The sequence below is a fragment of the Mameliella sp. CS4 genome (assembly GCF_019392335.1).
In the GTDB taxonomy this organism is placed as follows: domain Bacteria; phylum Pseudomonadota; class Alphaproteobacteria; order Rhodobacterales; family Rhodobacteraceae; genus Antarctobacter.
In genome coordinates, this window is record NZ_JAHXRQ010000004.1 from 61416 (window position 1) to 79308 (window position 17893).

18 protein-coding genes are annotated in these 17893 nt (G+C 65.2%); 12 read left to right on the plus strand and 6 right to left on the minus strand.

All coding sequences use genetic code 11. The features are described 5' to 3' along the window. Window positions 1–159: 159 nt before the first annotated feature. Window positions 160–1791: a tryptophan halogenase family protein gene (locus KZZ07_RS07210; RefSeq protein ID WP_219513176.1), complete on the minus strand. Its 1632-nt coding sequence runs from the start codon at window positions 1789–1791 to the stop codon at window positions 160–162. Window positions 1792–1918: 127 nt separating this feature from the next. Between KZZ07_RS07210 and chrA the strand changes: the two genes are divergently transcribed. From chrA to KZZ07_RS07240, 6 genes are all read left to right on the plus strand, one after another. Continuing rightward, window positions 1919–3163, plus strand: a complete 1245-nt coding sequence (gene chrA / locus KZZ07_RS07215; RefSeq protein WP_219513177.1) for a chromate efflux transporter — start codon at window positions 1919–1921, stop codon at window positions 3161–3163. A gap of 64 nt (window positions 3164–3227) precedes the next feature. After that, window positions 3228–3698 (plus strand): SspB family protein, encoded by a 471-nt coding sequence (locus tag KZZ07_RS07220; protein ID WP_219513178.1) that lies wholly within the window; start codon window positions 3228–3230, stop codon window positions 3696–3698. A gap of 156 nt (window positions 3699–3854) precedes the next feature. Beyond that, the gene (gene fumC / locus KZZ07_RS07225; protein ID WP_219513179.1) at window positions 3855–5249 is read left to right on the plus strand and encodes a class II fumarate hydratase; all 1395 of its coding nucleotides are present in this window, start codon (window positions 3855–3857) and stop codon (window positions 5247–5249) included. A gap of 180 nt (window positions 5250–5429) precedes the next feature. Continuing rightward, window positions 5430–6032, plus strand: a complete 603-nt coding sequence (locus KZZ07_RS07230; protein WP_219513180.1) for a protein-methionine-sulfoxide reductase heme-binding subunit MsrQ — start codon at window positions 5430–5432, stop codon at window positions 6030–6032. Window positions 6033–6104: 72 nt separating this feature from the next. Continuing rightward, on the plus strand, window positions 6105–6278 hold the full coding sequence (locus KZZ07_RS07235; protein WP_219513182.1) for a DUF4169 family protein: 174 nt from the start codon (window positions 6105–6107) through the stop codon (window positions 6276–6278). Beyond that, on the plus strand, window positions 6275–6502 hold the full coding sequence (locus tag KZZ07_RS07240) for a ribbon-helix-helix domain-containing protein (RefSeq protein WP_219513184.1): 228 nt from the start codon (window positions 6275–6277) through the stop codon (window positions 6500–6502). The genes KZZ07_RS07235 and KZZ07_RS07240 overlap by 4 nt, the downstream gene beginning before the upstream one ends. Window positions 6503–6531: 29 nt before the next feature. On the opposite strand, the gene KZZ07_RS07245 is transcribed toward KZZ07_RS07240, so the two are convergent. The 3 genes from KZZ07_RS07245 to KZZ07_RS07255 all read right to left on the minus strand — a co-directional run bounded on the left by KZZ07_RS07245 (window position 6532) and on the right by KZZ07_RS07255 (window position 9434). Beyond that, window positions 6532–7608 (minus strand): ABC transporter ATP-binding protein, encoded by a 1077-nt coding sequence (locus tag KZZ07_RS07245; RefSeq protein WP_370631081.1) that lies wholly within the window; start codon window positions 7606–7608, stop codon window positions 6532–6534. Window positions 7609–7686: 78 nt separating this feature from the next. Beyond that, the gene (locus KZZ07_RS07250) at window positions 7687–8229 is read right to left on the minus strand and encodes an RSP_2648 family PIN domain-containing protein (protein ID WP_219513188.1); all 543 of its coding nucleotides are present in this window, start codon (window positions 8227–8229) and stop codon (window positions 7687–7689) included. Continuing rightward, window positions 8226–9434, minus strand: a complete 1209-nt coding sequence (locus KZZ07_RS07255; protein WP_219513189.1) for an RSP_2647 family RNA methyltransferase — start codon at window positions 9432–9434, stop codon at window positions 8226–8228. Before KZZ07_RS07255 ends, KZZ07_RS07250 begins: the two co-directional genes overlap by 4 nt. Window positions 9435–9596: 162 nt before the next feature. On the opposite strand from KZZ07_RS07255, the gene edd reads away from it, so the two are divergent. Further along, window positions 9597–11402, plus strand: coding sequence for a phosphogluconate dehydratase (gene edd, locus KZZ07_RS07260; RefSeq protein ID WP_219513191.1), 1806 nt, complete (start codon window positions 9597–9599; stop codon window positions 11400–11402). A gap of 58 nt (window positions 11403–11460) precedes the next feature. After that, window positions 11461–12105, plus strand: a complete 645-nt coding sequence (locus KZZ07_RS07265; RefSeq protein ID WP_219513193.1) for a bifunctional 4-hydroxy-2-oxoglutarate aldolase/2-dehydro-3-deoxy-phosphogluconate aldolase — start codon at window positions 11461–11463, stop codon at window positions 12103–12105. Window positions 12106–12123: 18 nt separating this feature from the next. On the opposite strand, the gene KZZ07_RS07270 is transcribed toward KZZ07_RS07265, so the two are convergent. Both KZZ07_RS07270 and KZZ07_RS07275 read right to left on the minus strand, forming a co-directional pair. Further along, window positions 12124–12396, minus strand: coding sequence for a hypothetical protein (locus KZZ07_RS07270; protein ID WP_219513194.1), 273 nt, complete (start codon window positions 12394–12396; stop codon window positions 12124–12126). Continuing rightward, window positions 12393–15170, minus strand: coding sequence for a [protein-PII] uridylyltransferase family protein (locus tag KZZ07_RS07275; protein WP_219513195.1), 2778 nt, complete (start codon window positions 15168–15170; stop codon window positions 12393–12395). The genes KZZ07_RS07270 and KZZ07_RS07275 overlap by 4 nt, the downstream gene beginning before the upstream one ends. A gap of 97 nt (window positions 15171–15267) precedes the next feature. On the opposite strand from KZZ07_RS07275, the gene KZZ07_RS07280 reads away from it, so the two are divergent. The 4 genes from KZZ07_RS07280 to KZZ07_RS07295 all read left to right on the plus strand — a co-directional run bounded on the left by KZZ07_RS07280 (window position 15268) and on the right by KZZ07_RS07295 (window position 17872). Further along, window positions 15268–15735, plus strand: coding sequence for a YbaK/EbsC family protein (locus KZZ07_RS07280; RefSeq protein WP_219513196.1), 468 nt, complete (start codon window positions 15268–15270; stop codon window positions 15733–15735). Window positions 15736–15954: 219 nt separating this feature from the next. After that, complete coding sequence (locus tag KZZ07_RS07285; protein WP_219513197.1) at window positions 15955–16392, plus strand: DUF2852 domain-containing protein; 438 nt, start codon at window positions 15955–15957, stop codon at window positions 16390–16392. A gap of 59 nt (window positions 16393–16451) precedes the next feature. After that, a complete protein-coding gene (locus KZZ07_RS07290; protein ID WP_255564218.1) occupies window positions 16452–16895 on the plus strand; it encodes an RDD family protein in 444 nt (147 codons plus the stop codon). 164 nt (window positions 16896–17059) lie between these two features. After that, window positions 17060–17872, plus strand: coding sequence for an arginyltransferase (locus KZZ07_RS07295; RefSeq protein WP_219513198.1), 813 nt, complete (start codon window positions 17060–17062; stop codon window positions 17870–17872). Window positions 17873–17893: the final 21 nt, after the last annotated feature.

The following is a 17893-nucleotide window of genomic DNA, read 5'->3' on the forward strand; positions in this document are numbered from 1 at the left end:
CACAGATGACGCAGCCCCCGAGTGGATGGTGCCAACCGTGCAGCAACCCGGCGCCGCAGCGGATCATTCCGGAGATGCCGCCGCCACGTGCCTCGTCGCACCGGCATTTGCCCACCCGCCTTCAGGTCGGCAATGAGTGCGGTTCAGCGTCGCGCGCGCCTATAGCAAGCTGCTGTCTGCCAATTCCGCTTCGGCGCGGGCGACTGACACGGTCTCGCCCCGTTCGACGGCGCGGCGTTCCCGTCCCATCAACTCGCCCCGGATCTCACGCAGCAGGTGGCGATGGTTGGCCGCCCGGTTGGTGAATTGCGCCAGTTTCGCACGGTTCCTGGCGACGAAATCCCACCAACGGTCCTCGTCCAGGGCATAGCCAGCCGCGAAATTCTCTGCCTTGAAGCCCATGTCGTAGACACGTTTCCCCAGCAATACAGCGTGGTAGACCTGCGGCGAAAACAGAACGGCAGAGTCGAGATCCCCCGCCTGCGGCAGGGTGTGGCGCCAAAGCGCCAGATTCTCGGCCAGCGCGTCGGATACTTTCAGCTCTTCGCGCGCGTCGATCCAGTACTGGCTGTCGGTCCGGTTGCCGAGCGCGTAGTGCAGGCAAATGAAATCACGCACCTCGTCGTAAAGCCGTTCCATCTGGCGGTTGTATCGCGCGCGCAGCGGGTCGGGATAGCTGGTATCCGGAAAGTAGGTGATGAGCTGGCGCACGGACATGTCGACCAGGTGAATGGCCGTCGATTCCAGCGGCTCTATGAACCCGCTCGACAGGCCTACGGCAACGCAGTTTCGAACCCAGTTCTGCCGGTTGCGCCCGACGCGCATGGGGATCACCCGCGGTTCCAGCCCCTCGCCCGCGGGACCGACCCATTGCATGAATTCATCCCGCGCCGCCTCGTCCGTCCGGTGGGCGCTGGAATAGACGTAGCCGGTGCCGACGCGGTTATAGAGCGGCACCCGCCAGGTCCAGCCCGCGCCAAGCGCCGTCGACCGCGTCATCGGCTCGATATCGTCGGTCAGATGCGGCACCTGCACTGCCATCGCCCGGTCGTTGGCCAGGTATTTGGAGTAGCTGAGGAATTCGCTCCCCAGTGCCTGATTGATGATCAGTCCACGAAACCCGGTGCAATCCAGCACCAGCTCGACCGCGTGCCGCCCGCCCTTTTCCAGGTGCAGCGCCGCGACATCACCCGTTTCGCTCAGCTCGACCTCTTGCAGGTTGTCGTAGACGTGATGAACACCGCGCGCGACGCAGGTCTCACGCAAAAGCGCCGCGAATTTCCCCGCGTCGAGATGATAGGCAAAACCGGGGCCACGAGGATATTCGCCCGCCCGAAAAGGGCGCGGGCCGCGCATCTCCTCGCGCAGATCAAGGCACGGCGAGAAAAGCTGTGCGAATTCAAGATCTCCCGCGCCGTACTTGAGGTAATAGGCCGCCAGCGGCACCCCATCGATCGGCGGCGGCGGGTCAAACGGGTTGACGTAGCGGATCGGCGCGCCGGTCTCGTCCACGTTCCAGTGATCGAACAGAACGCCCAGCTTGAACGAACTGTTGCAGCAGCGAAAGAACTGCGCTTCCGATATCCCGCAGTCGGCCAGCGTGCGCGGCATGTTGGGCACCGTCGCCTCACCCACGCCGACCGTCGGGATATCCGGCGATTCGATCAGCGTGATCTCGATGGCGTCCTGCTGCGGGCGTTTCTCACACAGAAGACTGTTGAGCAGCGCGGCGGCCAGCCAGCCGGCCGTGCCACCCCCGACAATGGTGATGTTGCGGATTGGTGCCGTCATGCCCAGTCCCCCTCGCAGGCTTTGAGGACCAGCCTACCCCAGCCCGGGCACAAAGCAATCCCGGCCCTTGACCCCGCGCGCAGGCCTGTCACACCCGCGTCGTCCACCGCTGCTAGGCCACGCCTCCATGACCGCCTATTCCACGTTGATCCAAGTCTTTGGCCGTATCGGGTTTCTGTCCTTTGGCGGTCCGGCCGCGCAAATCGCCCTGATGCACCGCGAACTGGTCGAGGAACGGCCCTGGCTGACGGAACAACAATTCCTGCGGTCCTTGAGTTTCTGCATGTTGCTGCCGGGGCCGGAGGCCATGCAATTGGCCACCTATGCGGGCTGGCGCCTGCGCGGCATTCCCGGCGGGCTGATCGCGGGCGGGCTTTTCGTGTTGCCCGGCGCCGTGGTGATCGCCCTGCTGGCGCTGCTCTACGCGCAATACGGTGCGCGCCCGGAAACCGAGGCGCTGCTTCTGGGCGTCAAGGCCTGCGTCGTGGTGATCGTGGCTCAGGCGCTGGTGCGGCTGTCGCGCAAGGCGCTCAAGGGAACACCGGACTACCTGGTTGCCGGGCTGTCCTTCCTGGCGATCTTCCTGCTTGGCCTGCCCTTTCCGCTGATCATCGCGCTGGCCGCACTCTGGGGCGCCTGCCGCGCCGCGGCCCCCGGCGAAACGCCCCCGGAACCGGCCTCCCGCAAAACCCGACCGGCGACGATTATCCTCTGGGCCGCGCTCTGGCTCATGCCCCTGCCGATCCTCTGGTTGACCGGACAGGACTTGTTGTTCGACCTCGCGCTGTTTTTTGCCAAGCTTGCCGTGGTCACCTTTGGCGGTGCCTATGCGGTGCTGGCCTACATGGCGCAGGAAGTGGTCGAGACCCGCGCCTGGCTGGACGCGGCGCAGATGGTCGATGCCCTGGGCCTGGCCGAAACCACCCCCGGCCCGCTGATCCTGGTGACGCAATTCGTGGGGCAGCTGACCGGACATGCCCAGGGCGGCCCCTGGCTGGCGCTGGCGGCGGGGGGGCTGACGCTCTGGATGACCTTCGTGCCCTGTTTTCTCTGGATCTTCGCGGGGGCGCCCTACATCGAAAACCTCCTGGCGCGACCCCGTCTGCAATCGGCCCTGGCCGCCATCACCGCCGCCGTGGTCGGCGTGATCCCGAACCTCTCGCTCTGGTTCGCGCTGCACGTTGTCTTTGCCGCGCTGACGCCGGTCGCGCTGGGGCCCGTGACCCTCGATCTGCCCCGGCCAGACACGCTGCGCTGGGAGGTTCTGCCGCTGACCGCCCTTGCCACGCTGCTGCTTGTCTGGGCAAAACGCGGTGTTCCTGTCACACTTGCCCTCTCGGCGGGGCTGGGATGGGCGCTCACGCTTGTGTGACAATCACCCCTTTTCCTCCACGTCAAAAACAATATGGTGAGGGCACGTTCAGAAAGGTCCCGAAATGTCCGAAGGCATCGACTACGGCAAACTCATGCACCGCGCCATGCGCGGGTTGATTCAGCAGGTTCTCGAGGATGTTCAGGAAAAAGGACTGCCCGGGGATCACCACTTTTTCATCACGTTCGACACCGGTCATCCGGATGCCGAGCTGGCCGATTGGCTGGCCGACCGCTATCCCGAGGAGATGACGGTGGTGATGCAGCACTGGTATGACGGATTGGACGTGGGCGATGACGGATTCGCGGTCACGCTGAACTTTGGCGATGCGCCGGAACGTCTGTATATCCCCTACGACGCGATCAAGACATTCGTCGATCCCTCCGTCGAATTCGGCCTGCGCTTTGAGAGCCAGGAGGACGAGGAAGACGGCGAGGACGATCCGACCCCGCCCGATGACGACGGCCCCGGCGGTGAACCGAAAGAGGAACACCAGGACGCAGAAGTCGTGAGCCTGGACCGTTTCAGGAAGTGATCCCCGACCCATCCTGAGGATTTCCCGGTGCCGCGCTCTCACAGGCGATGAGGCACCGGCATTCTGACGCATGTTAACGGTATCCCGTGGTATGCCGCCTTGTCTTTCGCCGCTTCTGGGGTAAGAGGAAGACAACCCCATCAAGGAGGCATGTCCATGACCGCGACCCGCACCGAATCCGACAGCTTCGGCCCGCTCGAAGTTCCCGCTGACAAGTACTGGGGCGCGCAGACCCAGCGTTCGATCATGAACTTTCCCATCGGCTGGGAAAAACAGCCCGTGGCCATCGTGCGCGCGCTGGGCGTGATCAAGCAGGCCTGCGCGATGCAGAACAAGGCCACCGGCAAGCTGGACGCAAAGCTGGCCGATGCCATCATCCAGGCCGCCGGTGAGGTCATCGCGGGCAAGTTCGACGACAACTTCCCGCTGGTGGTCTGGCAGACGGGCTCGGGCACCCAGTCGAACATGAACTCGAATGAGGTCATCGCCAACCGCGCGATCGAGATCCTCGGCGGCACGATCGGCACCAAGGACCCGGTGCATCCGAACGATCACTGCAACATGGGCCAGTCGTCCAACGACACTTTCCCCACCGCCATGCATATCGCCACCGCGATGAGCGTGCGCGACGTTCTGATCCCCGGCCTGACGAAACTCGCCGAGGGGCTGGAGAAGAAGGCCGAAGAGTTCAAGGACATCATCAAGATCGGCCGCACCCACACCCAGGATGCAACGCCGCTGACGCTGGGCCAGGAGTTTTCGGGCTACGCGCACCAGATCCGCCAGGGCCTGAAACGGGTCGAGGCCGCGATGCCCGGCATCTATGAACTGGCGCAGGGCGGCACCGCCGTCGGCACCGGGTTGAACACCGTCCCCGGCTGGGGTGAGGCTGTCGCCGGCCACATGGCAGAGATCACCGGCCTGCCCTTCGTCACCGCCCCCAACAAGTTCGAAGCGCTGGCCGCGCATGACGCGATGGTCTTTCTCTCGGGCGCCTTGGCGACGATTGCGGGCAGCTGCTACAAGATCGCCAATGACATCCGCTTCCTCGGCTCCGGTCCCCGGTCCGGCCTGGGCGAGCTGATCCTGCCCGAAAACGAGCCGGGCTCGTCGATCATGCCCGGCAAGGTCAACCCCACCCAGGCCGAGGCGCTGACCCAGGTGGCCGCGCATGTCATGGGCAACGACGCCGCCATCAAGTTCGCAGGTTCCCAGGGCCACTTCGAGCTGAACGTCTACAACCCGATGATGAGCTACAACCTGCTGCAATCGATCCAGCTGCTTGGCGATGCGGCGGACAGCTTTACCGAGCGGATGCTGATGGGCATCCAGGCCAATGAGCCGCGCATCGACAAGCTGATGAAGGAATCGCTGATGCTGGTCACCGCGCTGGCGCCGACCATCGGATATGACAACGCCACCAAGGTCGCCAAGACCGCGCACAAGAACGGCACGACGCTCAAGGAAGAGGCCGTCGCGCTGGGTTTTGTCGACGAGGCGACATTCGACGCGGTGGTGCGGCCCGAGCAGATGATCGGCCCGAAGGCCTGATGTCGACGGAGGGTGCGAGGGGCCAGCCCCTCGCGCTCCCCGGAGGTATTTTCAGAGAGAAGAAACAGGGGCGCCGGGCCATGTGTCCGGCGCCCTTTCTTCGTGATGACGGGCGTTTTCACCGACGGGATCGCTGCGCTGCGACGTATCAGCAGTGTTCCGATTGAAAGGAGGACCCCGATGTCCCGTTTTTCTCCGTATTGGCTTTGGCTGGCCCTGTCCCTGCCCGGTCTGGGTATGGCTTATGATCTGGCCACTTCGACCAACCCGCGCATTGTCCATATCCTTGTGCATCCCACCGGCGAATTCGCCGCCCGGTTCCTGATCATCGCCATGCTGGCAACGCCCTTGATGCTGCTGTTCAAGGGCTGGCGCGGGCCGCGCTGGCTCAGGAAGAACCGCCGCTATTTCGGCGTGGCAGCCTTTGCCTACGCGCTGGCGCATACGGTGTTCTACCTCGTCGACAAGGCCACGCTGGAGCGGATCGTGGACGAGCTGCCCCGTCTTTACATCTGGACCGGCTGGCTGGCCTTCGCGATCTTCATTCCGCTGGCCGTGACCTCGATGGACTACTTCCTGCGCATCATGGGGCCGCGCTGGAAATCACTGCAACGCTGGACCTACCCCGCCGCCGTGCTGACCCTAGTGCATTGGGCCTCCCTGCATAACTGGGGCCATCCGGCGGCTGCTCTGGTGCATTTCGGCCCGCTGATCGCGCTTGAGGCTTACCGGATCTGGTACTGGTACCTGCGTCCGCGTCCGATGCGGACAAGCGGCGCCTGATCGACTTGTACAAAACGTCGGAAACCGCGTACGTTTTGTACAAAACGTACAGGTGTCGGCGGAGCGCAGGTCATGTCCAAACCGGTCAATCTCAACCGCTTCAAGAAGCAGAAGGCGCGCGACGACAAGCGTCGCAAAGGTGATGAGAATGCCGCGCGCCACGGGGTAAGCAAGTCACAAAAGGACCTGGCCCAGGCCCGGCGAGACAAGGCGGATCGCGATCTCGACGGGCACGAAAAGGAATGAGCGGCCGCCCGGTCAAACATTCCCTGACACTGAAGGGGCACCGGACCTCGGTGTCCCTGGAAGAGGAATTCTGGCAGGAGTTTCGTCGCATCGCGCGGGAAGAAGGCCTGACAATCAATGCCTTGGCGACGGATATTGATGTGACCAGGGATCCGGACGTCGGGCTGGCCTCTTCTATCCGGGTGTATGTTTTGCAAAGGGCGCTCGCCTCACGTGATGCCTGAGGGCCTGTCCACAAACACCTGTGACCAGGTCACGAGGCCGGGAAGACGAAACACCGATCACGGCGGATGCTCAGCCACATCGGTGTGCCCGGTTTCGGCAGAAAGACGTTGGGCACCGTGGCGCGCAGTTTTTCTCCGTCATGGTCCATTCGGAATTCCACCAGGCTTTCCGACCCCATGAAGCGCGCGCGCTGAACCACGCCCCGCGCCGGGGCGCCGGTCTTGGCAGAGGGGCTGGGGCCCTTGCCCGCGCGGTCAAAGTCGATGCCGACGTGCTGGGGCCGAAAGACGATCTCGACATGGCTGCCATCGGCATAGCCCGGCGCCAGGAATTGCCCAAAGGGCGTGGCCACGAGAGCGCCTTTAACTTCACCTCGGATCATGTTGATATCGCTAAAAAATGCCACCGCCTCACGGTCTGCCGGGGCATTGTAGATGTTATAGGGCGCGCCGTGCTGGACGATATGCCCCTGCCGCATCAGCGCGATCTCGTCGGCCATGCGCATGGCCTCTTCGGGTTCATGCGTGACCAGCAGAACCGATGTGCCCTCTTCCTTGAGCAGTTCCAGCGTCTCGTCCCGGATGCCGTCCCGCAGCCGGTTGTCGAGGCCCGAGAAGGGCTCGTCCATCAGCATCAGCCGCGGTTTCGGCGCCAATGCGCGGGCCAGCGCCACCCGCTGTTGCTCGCCGCCCGAAAGCTGGTGCGGATAATCGTCGATGTAACCGGACAGACCCACCCGTTCGAGGTAGTCCTTGGCCCGGGCCCGCTTGTCAGAGGCCGAGGTCTTGAGCCCGAAGGCCACGTTTTCGCCCACGCTAAGATGCGGAAACAACGCAAAATCCTGGAACATCAACCCGACGGAGCGGCGTTCCGGCGGCACCCGGAATACCGTGTCGCAGATCAGGTTGCCGTCGATGTAGATCGAACCCGCGTCCTGCATCTCGACCCCAGCGATGATGCGCAAGGTCGTCGATTTTCCGCAACCGGACGGCCCCAGAAGGCAGGTCACCTTGCCCGGTTGAATACTCAGCGAAACGTTGTTCACCACCGCCTTGCCGTCGTAGCGGCGGATGATGTCGCGGATCTCCAGTCGGGGTGCCTGCACGGGGTGTCCTTTGTCGTGTCCGACGGAAAGCATCGGGTTTTCACAGACAGATAAAGCGGACAGCCCCGCCCCGCAAGGTCAGCCGCCCAGGGCCTTGCCCAGGCGCGGCAAACGGGCCTTTTTCATCAGGGCGCGCATGGTCCAGGTCTCGCCCGAAAGCCGGTCCGCCTCGGCCCGGACGGTTTCGCCGACCTGCGCCATGACCTCTGGCCGAGCCTGATGGAATCCCAGCAGAAAGCCATCGGGATCGGCTCGGCTCAGCCCCTCTTCGGCAAGGACGTTGCGGGGAAAGTCGCTGGCGTTCATGGTGACGATGACATCCGCATAGCCTGCAATGGCCGCAGCCAGCACATGGGTGTCATTGGCATCCGGCAGCCAAAGGCGCTTTTCCAGCGACGGCGGGTATGTGACCTCGGCCCGGGGCCAGGCGGCACGGACCAGGGCGATCTCTGCCCGCGCCTGGGCCTCGCCGTCCGGGCCCAGCTTGCGCGCGGCGCGGGCCCATTCCTCGAGGATGCGTTCGGACCAGAGCGGTGTATAGAACCCCGCCCTGGCGGCGCCCAGAAGCACCTCGCGCATCACGGTCGGATACAGGACGCAGGTGTCCAGCAGGACCTTCACAGGCGGAAGACCAGCGCCTTGAGATAGCCGGATTCGGCCAGTTGCGGCAGCAGCGGGTGATCCGGCCCGGCAAAACCCGTGTGCAGCAGTTGCGCGCGGCGTCCAGAACGGCCGATCCCCCGGAGGCAGGCGCCGGTAAAGGCGTTCAGATCCGCCGCATGGGAGCAGGAACAAAGCACCAGATAACCGTCCTTGGCCACCAGCGGCGCGGCCAGGCGCGCCACGCGCTCATAGGCGCGCAATCCCTTTTCCAACGCGGGCTTGTTCGGGGCAAAAGCCGGCGGATCACAGATCACCAAGTCGAACCGCGCGTCTTCACCGGCCAGCGCCTCCAGCATGTCAAAGGCATCACCTTGCCGGGTGGCAAAGCGATTAGTCGCGCCCATGCGCTGTGCGCCCTCTTCGGCCAGGGCAAGCGCCGGGGCCGATCCATCGACCGCAAGCGCGCTGGTGGCGCCGCCCGCCAGCGCCGCCAGGGCAAAGCCGCCGACATGGGAAAAGACATCCAGCACGGAATGGCCCCGCGCCAGCCGGGCCACAAAGGCCTGGTTCTCGCGCTGGTCATAGAACAGGCCGGTTTTCTGCCCGCCGGTCAGATCGGCCATGTAGGTTGCGCCGTTCATCTCGACCGGCACAGCCGCGTCCGGCGCGGCCCCCCGCAACACCGTGTCCACGTCGTCGAGGCCTTCCAGCGTGCGGCCGCGCCCGGCGGCGTTCTTCAGCACGTTGGTCACGCCTGTGGCCGCAACCAGCGCCTCTGTCAGGATCTCAAGATGCGCCTCGGCCCAGGCGGCGTTCGGCTGCATCACGCAGGTGTCCCCGAAACGGTCGATCACGAGGCCGGGCAGCCCGTCACCCTCGGCATGAACCAGCCGGTAAAAAGGCGCGTCATAAACGGCCTCGCGCAGCGACACCGCCTTGGCCAGCCGGGCATGGCACCAGTCGAAATCGACCAGTGCCGACGCATCGCGGTCCAGCACCCGCGCCACGATGCGCGAGCCCGGGTTGACCGCGACCGTGGCCAGGGGCTTGCGCTCGCCGTCCTCCAGCGTCGCGATGCTGCCCGGCGCCAGCGCCTTGCTGCGCCGGTCCATGACCAGCTCGTTGTCAAAGACCCAGGGCGCGCCCCGGCGAATGGCGCGCGCGTTGGCCTTGGGTTTCAGCCGCAGGATCGGCCGGTCGGGTATGGTCTTGGAATCCGTCATGCGTTTCGCTTAACTGCATTTGCGCGCCTGGGAAAGCGCCGCCGTGCAAGCAAATGCCCGACCCCGCGTGGTCGGCATACGATCCGGCCTTTACCGTTAGCGCTAACTGTCGTATGTGAGGCGCATAGCCAAGCCAGAGACGATCCCCGGAGGGAGACCCGAATGCCGCTTGATGCCACCATCGCGCGTGTCACCGCCCGTATCGAAGCCCGTTCCGAGCAGATGCGCAGCACCTATCTTGACCGCATGCGCCGCGCCGCAGACGAAGGCCCGCGCCGGGCGCACCTGACCTGCGGCAACCAGGCCCATGCCTATGCCGCCATGACCGGCGACAAGGATACGCTGGCCGAAGGGCGCGCGCCGAACCTCGGTATCGTGACCGCCTACAACGACATGCTCTCGGCTCACCAGCCGTTCGAGACCTACCCCGATGTGATCCGCGCCGCCGCGCGAGAGGCAGGCGGCACCGCGCAGGTCGCGGGCGGCGTGCCTGCCATGTGCGATGGCGTCACCCAGGGACAGGTCGGCATGGAGCTTTCGCTGTTCTCACGCGACGTGATCGCGCTGGCCACAGGCGTGGCGCTCAGCCACAACACTTTTGACGCTGCCGTCTATCTGGGCGTTTGCGACAAGATCGTGCCGGGGCTGGTGATCGCCGCCGCCACCTTTGGCTATATCCCCGGCCTTTTCATCCCCGCCGGTCCCATGACCAGCGGCTTGCCCAACGACGAAAAGGCCAAAGTGCGTCAGCAGTTCGCCACCGGCGAAGTGGGCCGGGACAAGCTGATGGAGGCTGAGATGGCCTCGTACCACGGTCCGGGCACCTGCACCTTCTACGGCACTGCAAATTCCAACCAGATGCTGATGGAGTTCATGGGGCTGCACATGCCGGGCACCAGCTTTATCAACCCGGGCACCCCGCTGCGCGAGGCGTTGACGGCGAAGGCCGCCAAACACGCGCTGTCGATCACCAACCTCGGGAATGCCTATCGCCCCGTCTGCGACGTCCTGGACGCCAAGGCCTTTGTGAACGGCATCGTCGGGTTGATGGCGACGGGTGGCTCGACCAACCTGGTCCTGCACTTGCCCGCGATGGCCCGCGCCGCGGGCATCGCGCTGGAGCTGGAGGATTTCGACGAGATCAGTTCCGTCACGCCGCTGATGGCCAAGGTCTATCCAAACGGTCTTGCCGACGTGAACCATTTCCACGCGGCGGGCGGGTTGCAATACATGATCGGCGATCTGCTGGACGCCGGCCTGCTGCACGACGACGTCAAGACCGTGGCGGGCGACGGGCTGTCGCTCTACACGCGTGAGCCGGTCCTGGATAACGGTGCAATCTCCTACCGCGACGGCCCGCGCGAAACGCAGAATGACAAGATCCTGCGCCCCGCCCGCGATCCTTTCCAGAAAACCGGCGGGCTGAAACAGCTGTACGGCAACCTCGGGCACGGGATGATCAAGGTCTCTGCCGTAGCGCCCGAGCGCCATGTGATCGAGGCGCCGGCCCGCATCTTCCACGATCAGGAGAGCGTCAAGACCGCCTTCAAGGCCGGTGAGTTTACCTCGGACACCGTTGTTGTCGTCCGTTTCCAGGGGCCGTCCTCCAACGGGATGCCGGAACTGCACGGGCTGACACCGACGCTGGCGGTGCTTCAGGACCGGGGGCTGAAGGTGGCGCTTGTCACCGATGGCCGCATGTCGGGCGCCTCTGGCAAAGTGCCCGCCGCCATCCATGTCTCGCCCGAGGCAGCCAATGGCGGCCCGCTGGCGCGGCTGCGCGACGGTGACGTGGTGCGCGTGGATGCGGTCAAAGGCACGATCGAAACCCTGGCCGAGGATTTCGACAGCCGCGAGCCGGTGCAAGCCGACCTATCAGGCAATGGCCACGGCGTCGGGCGCGAGCTGTTCGAAGCCTTCCGCCAGAACGTCGGCCTTGCCTCCAACGGTGCCGCCGTGGTGGTGTGACCGGACGCGCCTCGCTATAGAAATCACTCAATCCCAACGACCCAAGGGAGCTTTGCCCATGACCCCCCAGACCGCCAGCCAGAGCAACGAGGCGCTCTGCCGTCTTGCCCCTTTGATCCCCGTTCTGGTGGTCGATGATATCGCCACCGCCCGCCCGCTGGCCGAGGCGCTGGTGGCCGGTGGCCTGCCGGTGCTGGAGGTGACGCTGCGCACGCCGGTGGCGCTGGACGCGATCCGCGAGATGGCACAGGTCGCGGGCGGCATAGTCGGCGCGGGCACCCTGCTGACGCCGCAGGACGTGACCGCCGCCAAGGAGGCCGGTGCGAAATTTGGCGTATCTCCCGGCGCGACGGATCGGTTGCTGCAGGCCTGCGAAGATGCCGACCTGCCGCTGCTGCCGGGCGCCGCCACCTCGTCCGAGGCCATGCGCCTGCTGGAACGCGGCTACACGGTGCAGAAATTCTTTCCCGCCGAGGCCAATGGCGGTGTGCCCGCGCTGAAATCCATCGGCGCGCCGATCCCGCAGGTGCGGTTCTGCCCCACCGGCGGCGTCAGCCCCACCAATGCGCCCGACTACCTGGCCCTGTCCAACACGCTTTGCGTCGGTGGCAGCTGGGTCGCGCCCAAGGATGCGGTGACAAACCGCGACTGGGCCCGGATCGAGCAACTGGCCCGCGAAGCGGCCGCCCTGCCCCGGAGTTGAACCGTTCCCGGGCCGCGCTTACGGGCGCGGCCGCGATTTCCAACCGCCCCGGCGGCGCGGTTTTTGCGCCTGTTCCAGTCCCTCGCGCAGCACCTGTGTCATCGGGTGGTCGGCGTGTTCGCCGTAGCGCGCCAACAAGGCCCCGATCTGTGCCTGCATGTCGACGCCATCGGGCGCCGACAGGGCCCAGTCCAGAAAGATCGACCGGCATTCCTCGGCCGTCAGCCCCTCCATCGCGTAGGCCTCCACCATCAGGCCCTTGGGGTCGGTCGCGTCACCCTTCTTGCTCATGTCTCGTTCTCCGGTTCCGGCAGCACTTTGCCGATGATCTCTGCCGCGCGGCCGGCCCGTGACTCAAGGTCCGACCGCATGCTGTCCATGTCGGGGGCCTCGGCCAGGCGCAACAGGAAGGTGCAGCCGCCAAGGCCCAGCTTTTCCGGGTCAATCGCGTCTTCGCTGACCAGCCGCGCGCCGATCTGCAAGGACCAGAACAGCTCGTAGGCGGCAATCAGCGCCTTGCGGTCGTCCTCGTCGAGCCAGGTGGCCAGCCGCAGCGCCCTCGGCGCCTCGCGCACGGGGCGCTCCGCCTCCAGCGCACATAATTGCGCAAAGAGCTCGATGTCCTGCAACCGCCCCGGCCCGATCTTGGCATCCAGCGGCCCCCCCGGCCCCTTGGCCGCCGCGATACGCGCGCGCATTTCGGCCACGCCGCGCCGGATCTGGGGCACGTCGCGGGCCTTGCCGATGACCTCCTTGCGCAGCGCCTCGACATCCTCGGCCAGTTTCCCCGGGCCCGCGACCACCCGCGCCCGCGTCAGCGCCAGGTGTTCCCAGACCCAGGCCTCTTCGCGCTGGTAGCTCTGGAAAGAGGCCCAGGACGTCGCAACCGGCCCCTGGTTGCCAGAGGGGCGCAGACGCATGTCGATTTCATAAAGCTTGCCCTCGGCCATCGGCGCCGTCATCGCGGTGATCAGCGCCTGGGTCAGCCGCGCGTAATAGGTCCGGCTGGCCAGCGGCTTGCGCCCCTCCGAGGCCTCGACCCCCTGCGCATCGTAGATCACGATCACGTCCAGGTCGGACCGCGCGTGCTGGCGCCGCGCGCCCAGCGATCCCATACCCAGAACAACCGCGCCGCGTCCCGGCGGGGGGCCGTGTTTCTCGGCGAACATGGTCTGCACCTCGGGCCAGACGGCGGCCAGCGAGGCCCCCGCAAGATCGGCATAAGCCTTGCCCGCCTCCTCTGGTCCCATCAACCCGCGCAACAGGTGCACACCGATGCGGAAATGCCAGTCCTTGGCCCAGCGGCGGGCGGCGTCCAGTTTGCGCTCGTAGTCTCCCGCTTCTTCCAACTGCGCGACCAGCGCCGCGCGCAATGCATCCGACCCCGGCCAGTCGCTGAAGAAATCCCCGGCGATCACCGCGTCGAAGACGCTGGCATTGCGGGACAGGTAGCGCGCCAGGTCCGGCGAGGTGCCAACGATGTCCACCAGAAGGTCGATCAGCTGATGGTTGGCCTCGAAGAGCGAGAAAAGCTGCACCCCGGCGGGCAGCCCGGCCAGGAAGCTGTCAAAGGCCTTCAGCGCCTCCTCGGGCCGGTCGGTCTGGCCGAGCCTGCGCAGGATCTCGGGCCGCAGGCGTTCGAAAATGGTGACGGCCCGCTGCGAGCGCAGGCACGGATAGTTGAGCCAGCGACCCGGCACAGGACTGTCGGCAAAGACCTCGGGCACCTCCTGGTCGGTGCCGGACCCGGGGGCAAAGAAGCCTTCGGTCAGGTCCTGGACCTCGGTCAGGCGGTCGCTCAGCTCACGCTCGACCTCTGCCAGATCGCGCCCCATCAGGCAGGCCAGCCGTTCCATCCCCTCGGGCGATTTCGGCAGGTTGTGGGTCTGCGCGTCCCCGATCATCTGGATGCGGTGTTCAACCTCGCGGTGGGCCCGGTAGTGCCCGCTCAGCACCCTGGCCACATCGCCCGGGATCCAGCCCTTGTCCGCCAGTCGCGCCAACCCTTCGACCGTGCCGCGCACCCGCAATTCGGGGTCCCGCCCGCCGGCGATCAGCTGCCGGGTCTGGGTAAAGAATTCGATCTCGCGGATGCCACCGCGCCCCAGCTTCATGTTGTGGCCCGGCAGGGTAATCCCGCCGCCCAGGCCCTTGTGCTCGCGAATGCGCAACCGCATGTCATGCGCGTCCTGAATGGCGGCGAAATCCAGGTGCTTGCGCCAGACGAAAGGGGTCAGCACCTCCAGAAAGCGCCCGCCAGCCTCCAGATCCCCTGCCGAGGGGCGTGCCTTGATATAGGCGGCCCGTTCCCATGTGCGCCCGACGCTCTCATAATAGCGTTCTGCGGCTTCCATCGCCATGCAGACGGGTGTCACCGCCGGATCGGGCCGCAACCGCAGATCGGTGCGAAAGACATAGCCATCGCCGGTCAGGTCGTTCAGCGTCGCCGCCATCTTGCGGGTGGCCCGGACAAGGCTGGCGCGGGCCTCGTGATAGTCTGCCGGGTCGTACTGCTGTTCGTCGAAGAGGCAGATCAGGTCGATGTCCGAAGAATAGTTCAGCTCTCCGGCGCCCATCTTGCCCATCGCCAGCGCCACCATGCCGCCCGCCGTGGCAATGTCGTCCTCGGTCTTGCCCGGCAGCTTGCCGCGCGTGATCTCGGGTGTGATCGCCGCCCGCAAGGCCAGCGAGACCGACAGATCCGCGAAATCGCTGAGCGTCCCCGTGACCTGCTCCAGCTCCCAGGCGCCGGACAGGTCGCACAGCGCGATCAACAGCGCCATCCGCCGCTTGGCCTGTCGCAGCGCGACGCCGATCTGAGCCGGGGCGACCTCTTCGAGACCGGCATACACCGCCTTGACCGCGCCCTCCGGGTCCGTAACCGCAGCTTCCAGCCAGGCGCTCTCCTTGCCGATGAGGCCCCGCAGGTAGGGGCTCGATCCGGCCGTTCCTTCGATCAGCTCTGCCAGGCCCCCGGTCGCCCAGGGACACTCTTCAAGCGCCTCCGCGCCCCGGTCGGGTTCGAAGGCGCGCGGCGTGCGGGTCATGCGTTGTTCCAGCGTCATGGCGGCAGATGGCCACCAAACGCGACCGAGCGCAACTCCCTTGCAGCCGCCCCGCCCCTGTCCCAGTCTGCGCCGCGAACCACTGAGGATCCGATTGATGAGCAAGAGTTTGAAACGTGTCCGCAAAGCGCTCGAAGATGCGGGACTGCCGCATGAGATCCGCGAGGTCGGCCAGGCCCGCACCGCACAGGAGGCCGCCGACAGCGTCGGCTGTCACCTTGACCAGATCGCCAAGTCGATCATCTTTCGGGCCGAGAACAGCGGCGAGGCGGTGCTTTTCCTCACCGCGGGCGGCAACAAGGTCTGCTCGGACAAGGCCACGGCCCTTGCGGGTGAGCCGCTGGGCAAGGCGGATGCGGCGCTGATCCGCGCCCAGACCGGCTTTGCCATCGGTGGTGTGTCTCCGGTCGGTCACCTGACCCCGATCCGCGCCTGGATCGATCCCCGCCTGATGGAATTTCAAGAGGTCTGGGCCGCCGCCGGAACACCCCGGCATGTCGTGGCGATGGACCCGCGAGAGTTGCCGCGCCTGACCGGGGCCGTCGAGGCGGAGTTTACGCTTTGAACGCCCCCCCCCCCGGGGGGATATTTTTTGCCAAAACACCTCGGCGGGAGGCGGCGGACGGGAGACGGAACAGCGCCTCTTTGCGCCACAAGCCACCGACAAGGCGCGCATTTCCAGTTAATGTAAAAAACATTCACATCGACCCTTGAAAGCCCGCCTCCAAACTCCGATCTGATGTAATGTGAAAGGCATTCACATAATGCAGAAACGGAGAGAGAAATGACCACCGCCGCATATACGACCCAGCTGCCCGCCAATGCCGGCTGGCTCACACGGGCCGAGGCATGGCTGGATAACAAGGGGAAAGGCGCATGGATCGCGGCAATGGTCCTGGGCTTCATCTTCTTCTGGCCCATTGGCCTCGCCCTTCTCGCCTACATGATCTGGAGCAAACGCATGTTCAGCAAGTCCTGCCGTCACGGTTCGCGTCACCACGAAGGCCGTAAGGCCGCCTGGGCCGCGATGAAACCCTCGGGCAACAGCGCGTTCGACGCCTACAAGTCCGATACCCTGCGCCGCCTCGAAGCCGAACAGGAAGCCTTTGAACAGTTCCTGGAGCGCCTGCGCGAAGCCAAGGACAAGTCCGAGTTCGACCAGTTCATGGACGACCGCGAGCGTCGGGCCAAATCCGAGGTCGGCGAAACCGAAAACGCCTGACCATCCGGGTGCCCCCGACAAACGGGGGCGCCCTGCCCTTTACCTTGCTGGAGCCAACGATGTATTCCGACACCATGTCCCATCTGCCCGATCCTGACCGCCAGGCGGCTTTTTACGAAGGCGTGACCGTCAAACGCGGCCTCGCCTGGGTGGTGGACACCGTGCTGATTTCGCTGATTACCCTGCCCGTCGCCGTCTTTTCCATCGTCGGCCTCTTCATGCTGCCGCTGATGTTCCTGCTGATCGGGTTTCTTTACCGTTGGATGAGCATTGCCGGAAAATCCTCGACCCCGGGGATGCGGCTGATGAATATCGAGTTCCGCAACGCCTGGGGCGCACGCTTTGACGGCGGCGAGGCGTTTTTGCACACGCTGGGCTACACGCTGATCGCCGCCACGGTGATTCTGCAGATCGCCTCCATCGTGCTGATGTTCGTCAGCGAACGGGGCCAGGGCCTGCACGACATGGTGCTGGGCACCGTCGCCCTGAACCGTCGCGCCTGAGGCAACAGAGCCGCTCGAAACCACGGATCTTTTCCCGTCTCGCGGGCGGTTAACTATGAAATCGGAAAAGCCTCGCTGCTGCGGGGCCTTGCCGTGCCGAAAGGCTTGGCGCGCGGCGGGATCGTTGTTACCGTTTCGTTAAATTTTTCGAAGGTATCCGCTCGATGCGTCACTCGCTTCCGCTTGCACCGCAGTTCTACGTCACTGCTCCCCAGCCCTGCCCGTATCTTGCGGACAGGATGGAACGGAAGCTGTTTACTGCCCTGCAAGGGGATTCCGCGCAAAAACTGAACGATTCCCTGTCCAAGCAAGGGTTCCGTCGGTCGCAGAACGTGCTCTATCGGCCCTCCTGCGCCGATTGCGCCGCCTGCCTGTCCGCCCGGATCGACGTCACGCGCTTTCAGCCCACGCGCAACCAGCGCAAGGTCATCAAGCGCAATGCGGCGCTGGAACGCCGTGCCACCAGCCCCTGGGCGACAGAGGAACAATACGAACTGTTCCGCCGCTACCTGGATGCGCGCCACGCCGATGGCGGCATGGCCGACATGGACGTGTTCGAATTTGCCGCCATGATCGAGGAAACCCCGATCCGCAGCCGCGTGATCGAGTATTTCGATCCCGAAAGTGACAAGCTGGTGGCAACCTGCCTGACCGACATGCTCGATGACGGGCTTTCGATGGTCTATTCCTTCTATGAACCGGACATGCCGCGCCACTCGCTGGGCAAGTGGATGATCCTCGACCATATCGAGATCGCCCGCGAGGCAGGCCTGCCCTACGTCTACCTGGGCTACTGGGTGCCTGGCAGCGACAAGATGGGGTACAAGGCTCAGTTCGACGCGCTCGAGATCTACCGGCGCGGGGTCTGGGAACGGCTGGAGAATGCCAGCGATTTTTCCTCGGACATGCATCCCCTGTCGACCGATCCCATTGCCGAGCAGGTGGCGAACATCTCTTTCCCCGATACGCGCGGCTGAAATCCGGACAAGTTTTCGTGA

Bases quoted from the DNA above. Each gene is read 5' to 3' on its own strand.
- KZZ07_RS07280 (WP_219513196.1), top strand. From the start codon at position 15,268: ATGAGCAAGAGTTTGAAACGTGTCCGCAAAGCGCTCGAAGATGCGGGA.
- KZZ07_RS07210 (WP_219513176.1), bottom strand. From the start codon at position 1,791: ATGACGGCACCAATCCGCAACATCACCATTGTCGGGGGTGGCACGGCC.
- edd (WP_219513191.1), top strand. From the start codon at position 9,597: ATGCCGCTTGATGCCACCATCGCGCGTGTCACCGCCCGTATCGAAGCC.
- KZZ07_RS07270 (WP_219513194.1), bottom strand. From the start codon at position 12,396: ATGAGCAAGAAGGGTGACGCGACCGACCCCAAGGGCCTGATGGTGGAG.
- fumC (WP_219513179.1), top strand. From the start codon at position 3,855: ATGACCGCGACCCGCACCGAATCCGACAGCTTCGGCCCGCTCGAAGTT.
- KZZ07_RS07290 (WP_255564218.1), top strand. From the start codon at position 16,452: ATGTATTCCGACACCATGTCCCATCTGCCCGATCCTGACCGCCAGGCG.
- chrA (WP_219513177.1), top strand. From the start codon at position 1,919: ATGACCGCCTATTCCACGTTGATCCAAGTCTTTGGCCGTATCGGGTTT.
- KZZ07_RS07295 (WP_219513198.1), top strand. From the start codon at position 17,060: ATGCGTCACTCGCTTCCGCTTGCACCGCAGTTCTACGTCACTGCTCCC.
- KZZ07_RS07265 (WP_219513193.1), top strand. From the start codon at position 11,461: ATGACCCCCCAGACCGCCAGCCAGAGCAACGAGGCGCTCTGCCGTCTT.
- KZZ07_RS07285 (WP_219513197.1), top strand. From the start codon at position 15,955: ATGACCACCGCCGCATATACGACCCAGCTGCCCGCCAATGCCGGCTGG.
- KZZ07_RS07235 (WP_219513182.1), top strand. From the start codon at position 6,105: ATGTCCAAACCGGTCAATCTCAACCGCTTCAAGAAGCAGAAGGCGCGC.
- KZZ07_RS07255 (WP_219513189.1), bottom strand. From the start codon at position 9,434: ATGACGGATTCCAAGACCATACCCGACCGGCCGATCCTGCGGCTGAAA.
- KZZ07_RS07220 (WP_219513178.1), top strand. From the start codon at position 3,228: ATGTCCGAAGGCATCGACTACGGCAAACTCATGCACCGCGCCATGCGC.
- KZZ07_RS07275 (WP_219513195.1), bottom strand. From the start codon at position 15,170: ATGACGCTGGAACAACGCATGACCCGCACGCCGCGCGCCTTCGAACCC.
- KZZ07_RS07240 (WP_219513184.1), top strand. From the start codon at position 6,275: ATGAGCGGCCGCCCGGTCAAACATTCCCTGACACTGAAGGGGCACCGG.
- KZZ07_RS07230 (WP_219513180.1), top strand. From the start codon at position 5,430: ATGTCCCGTTTTTCTCCGTATTGGCTTTGGCTGGCCCTGTCCCTGCCC.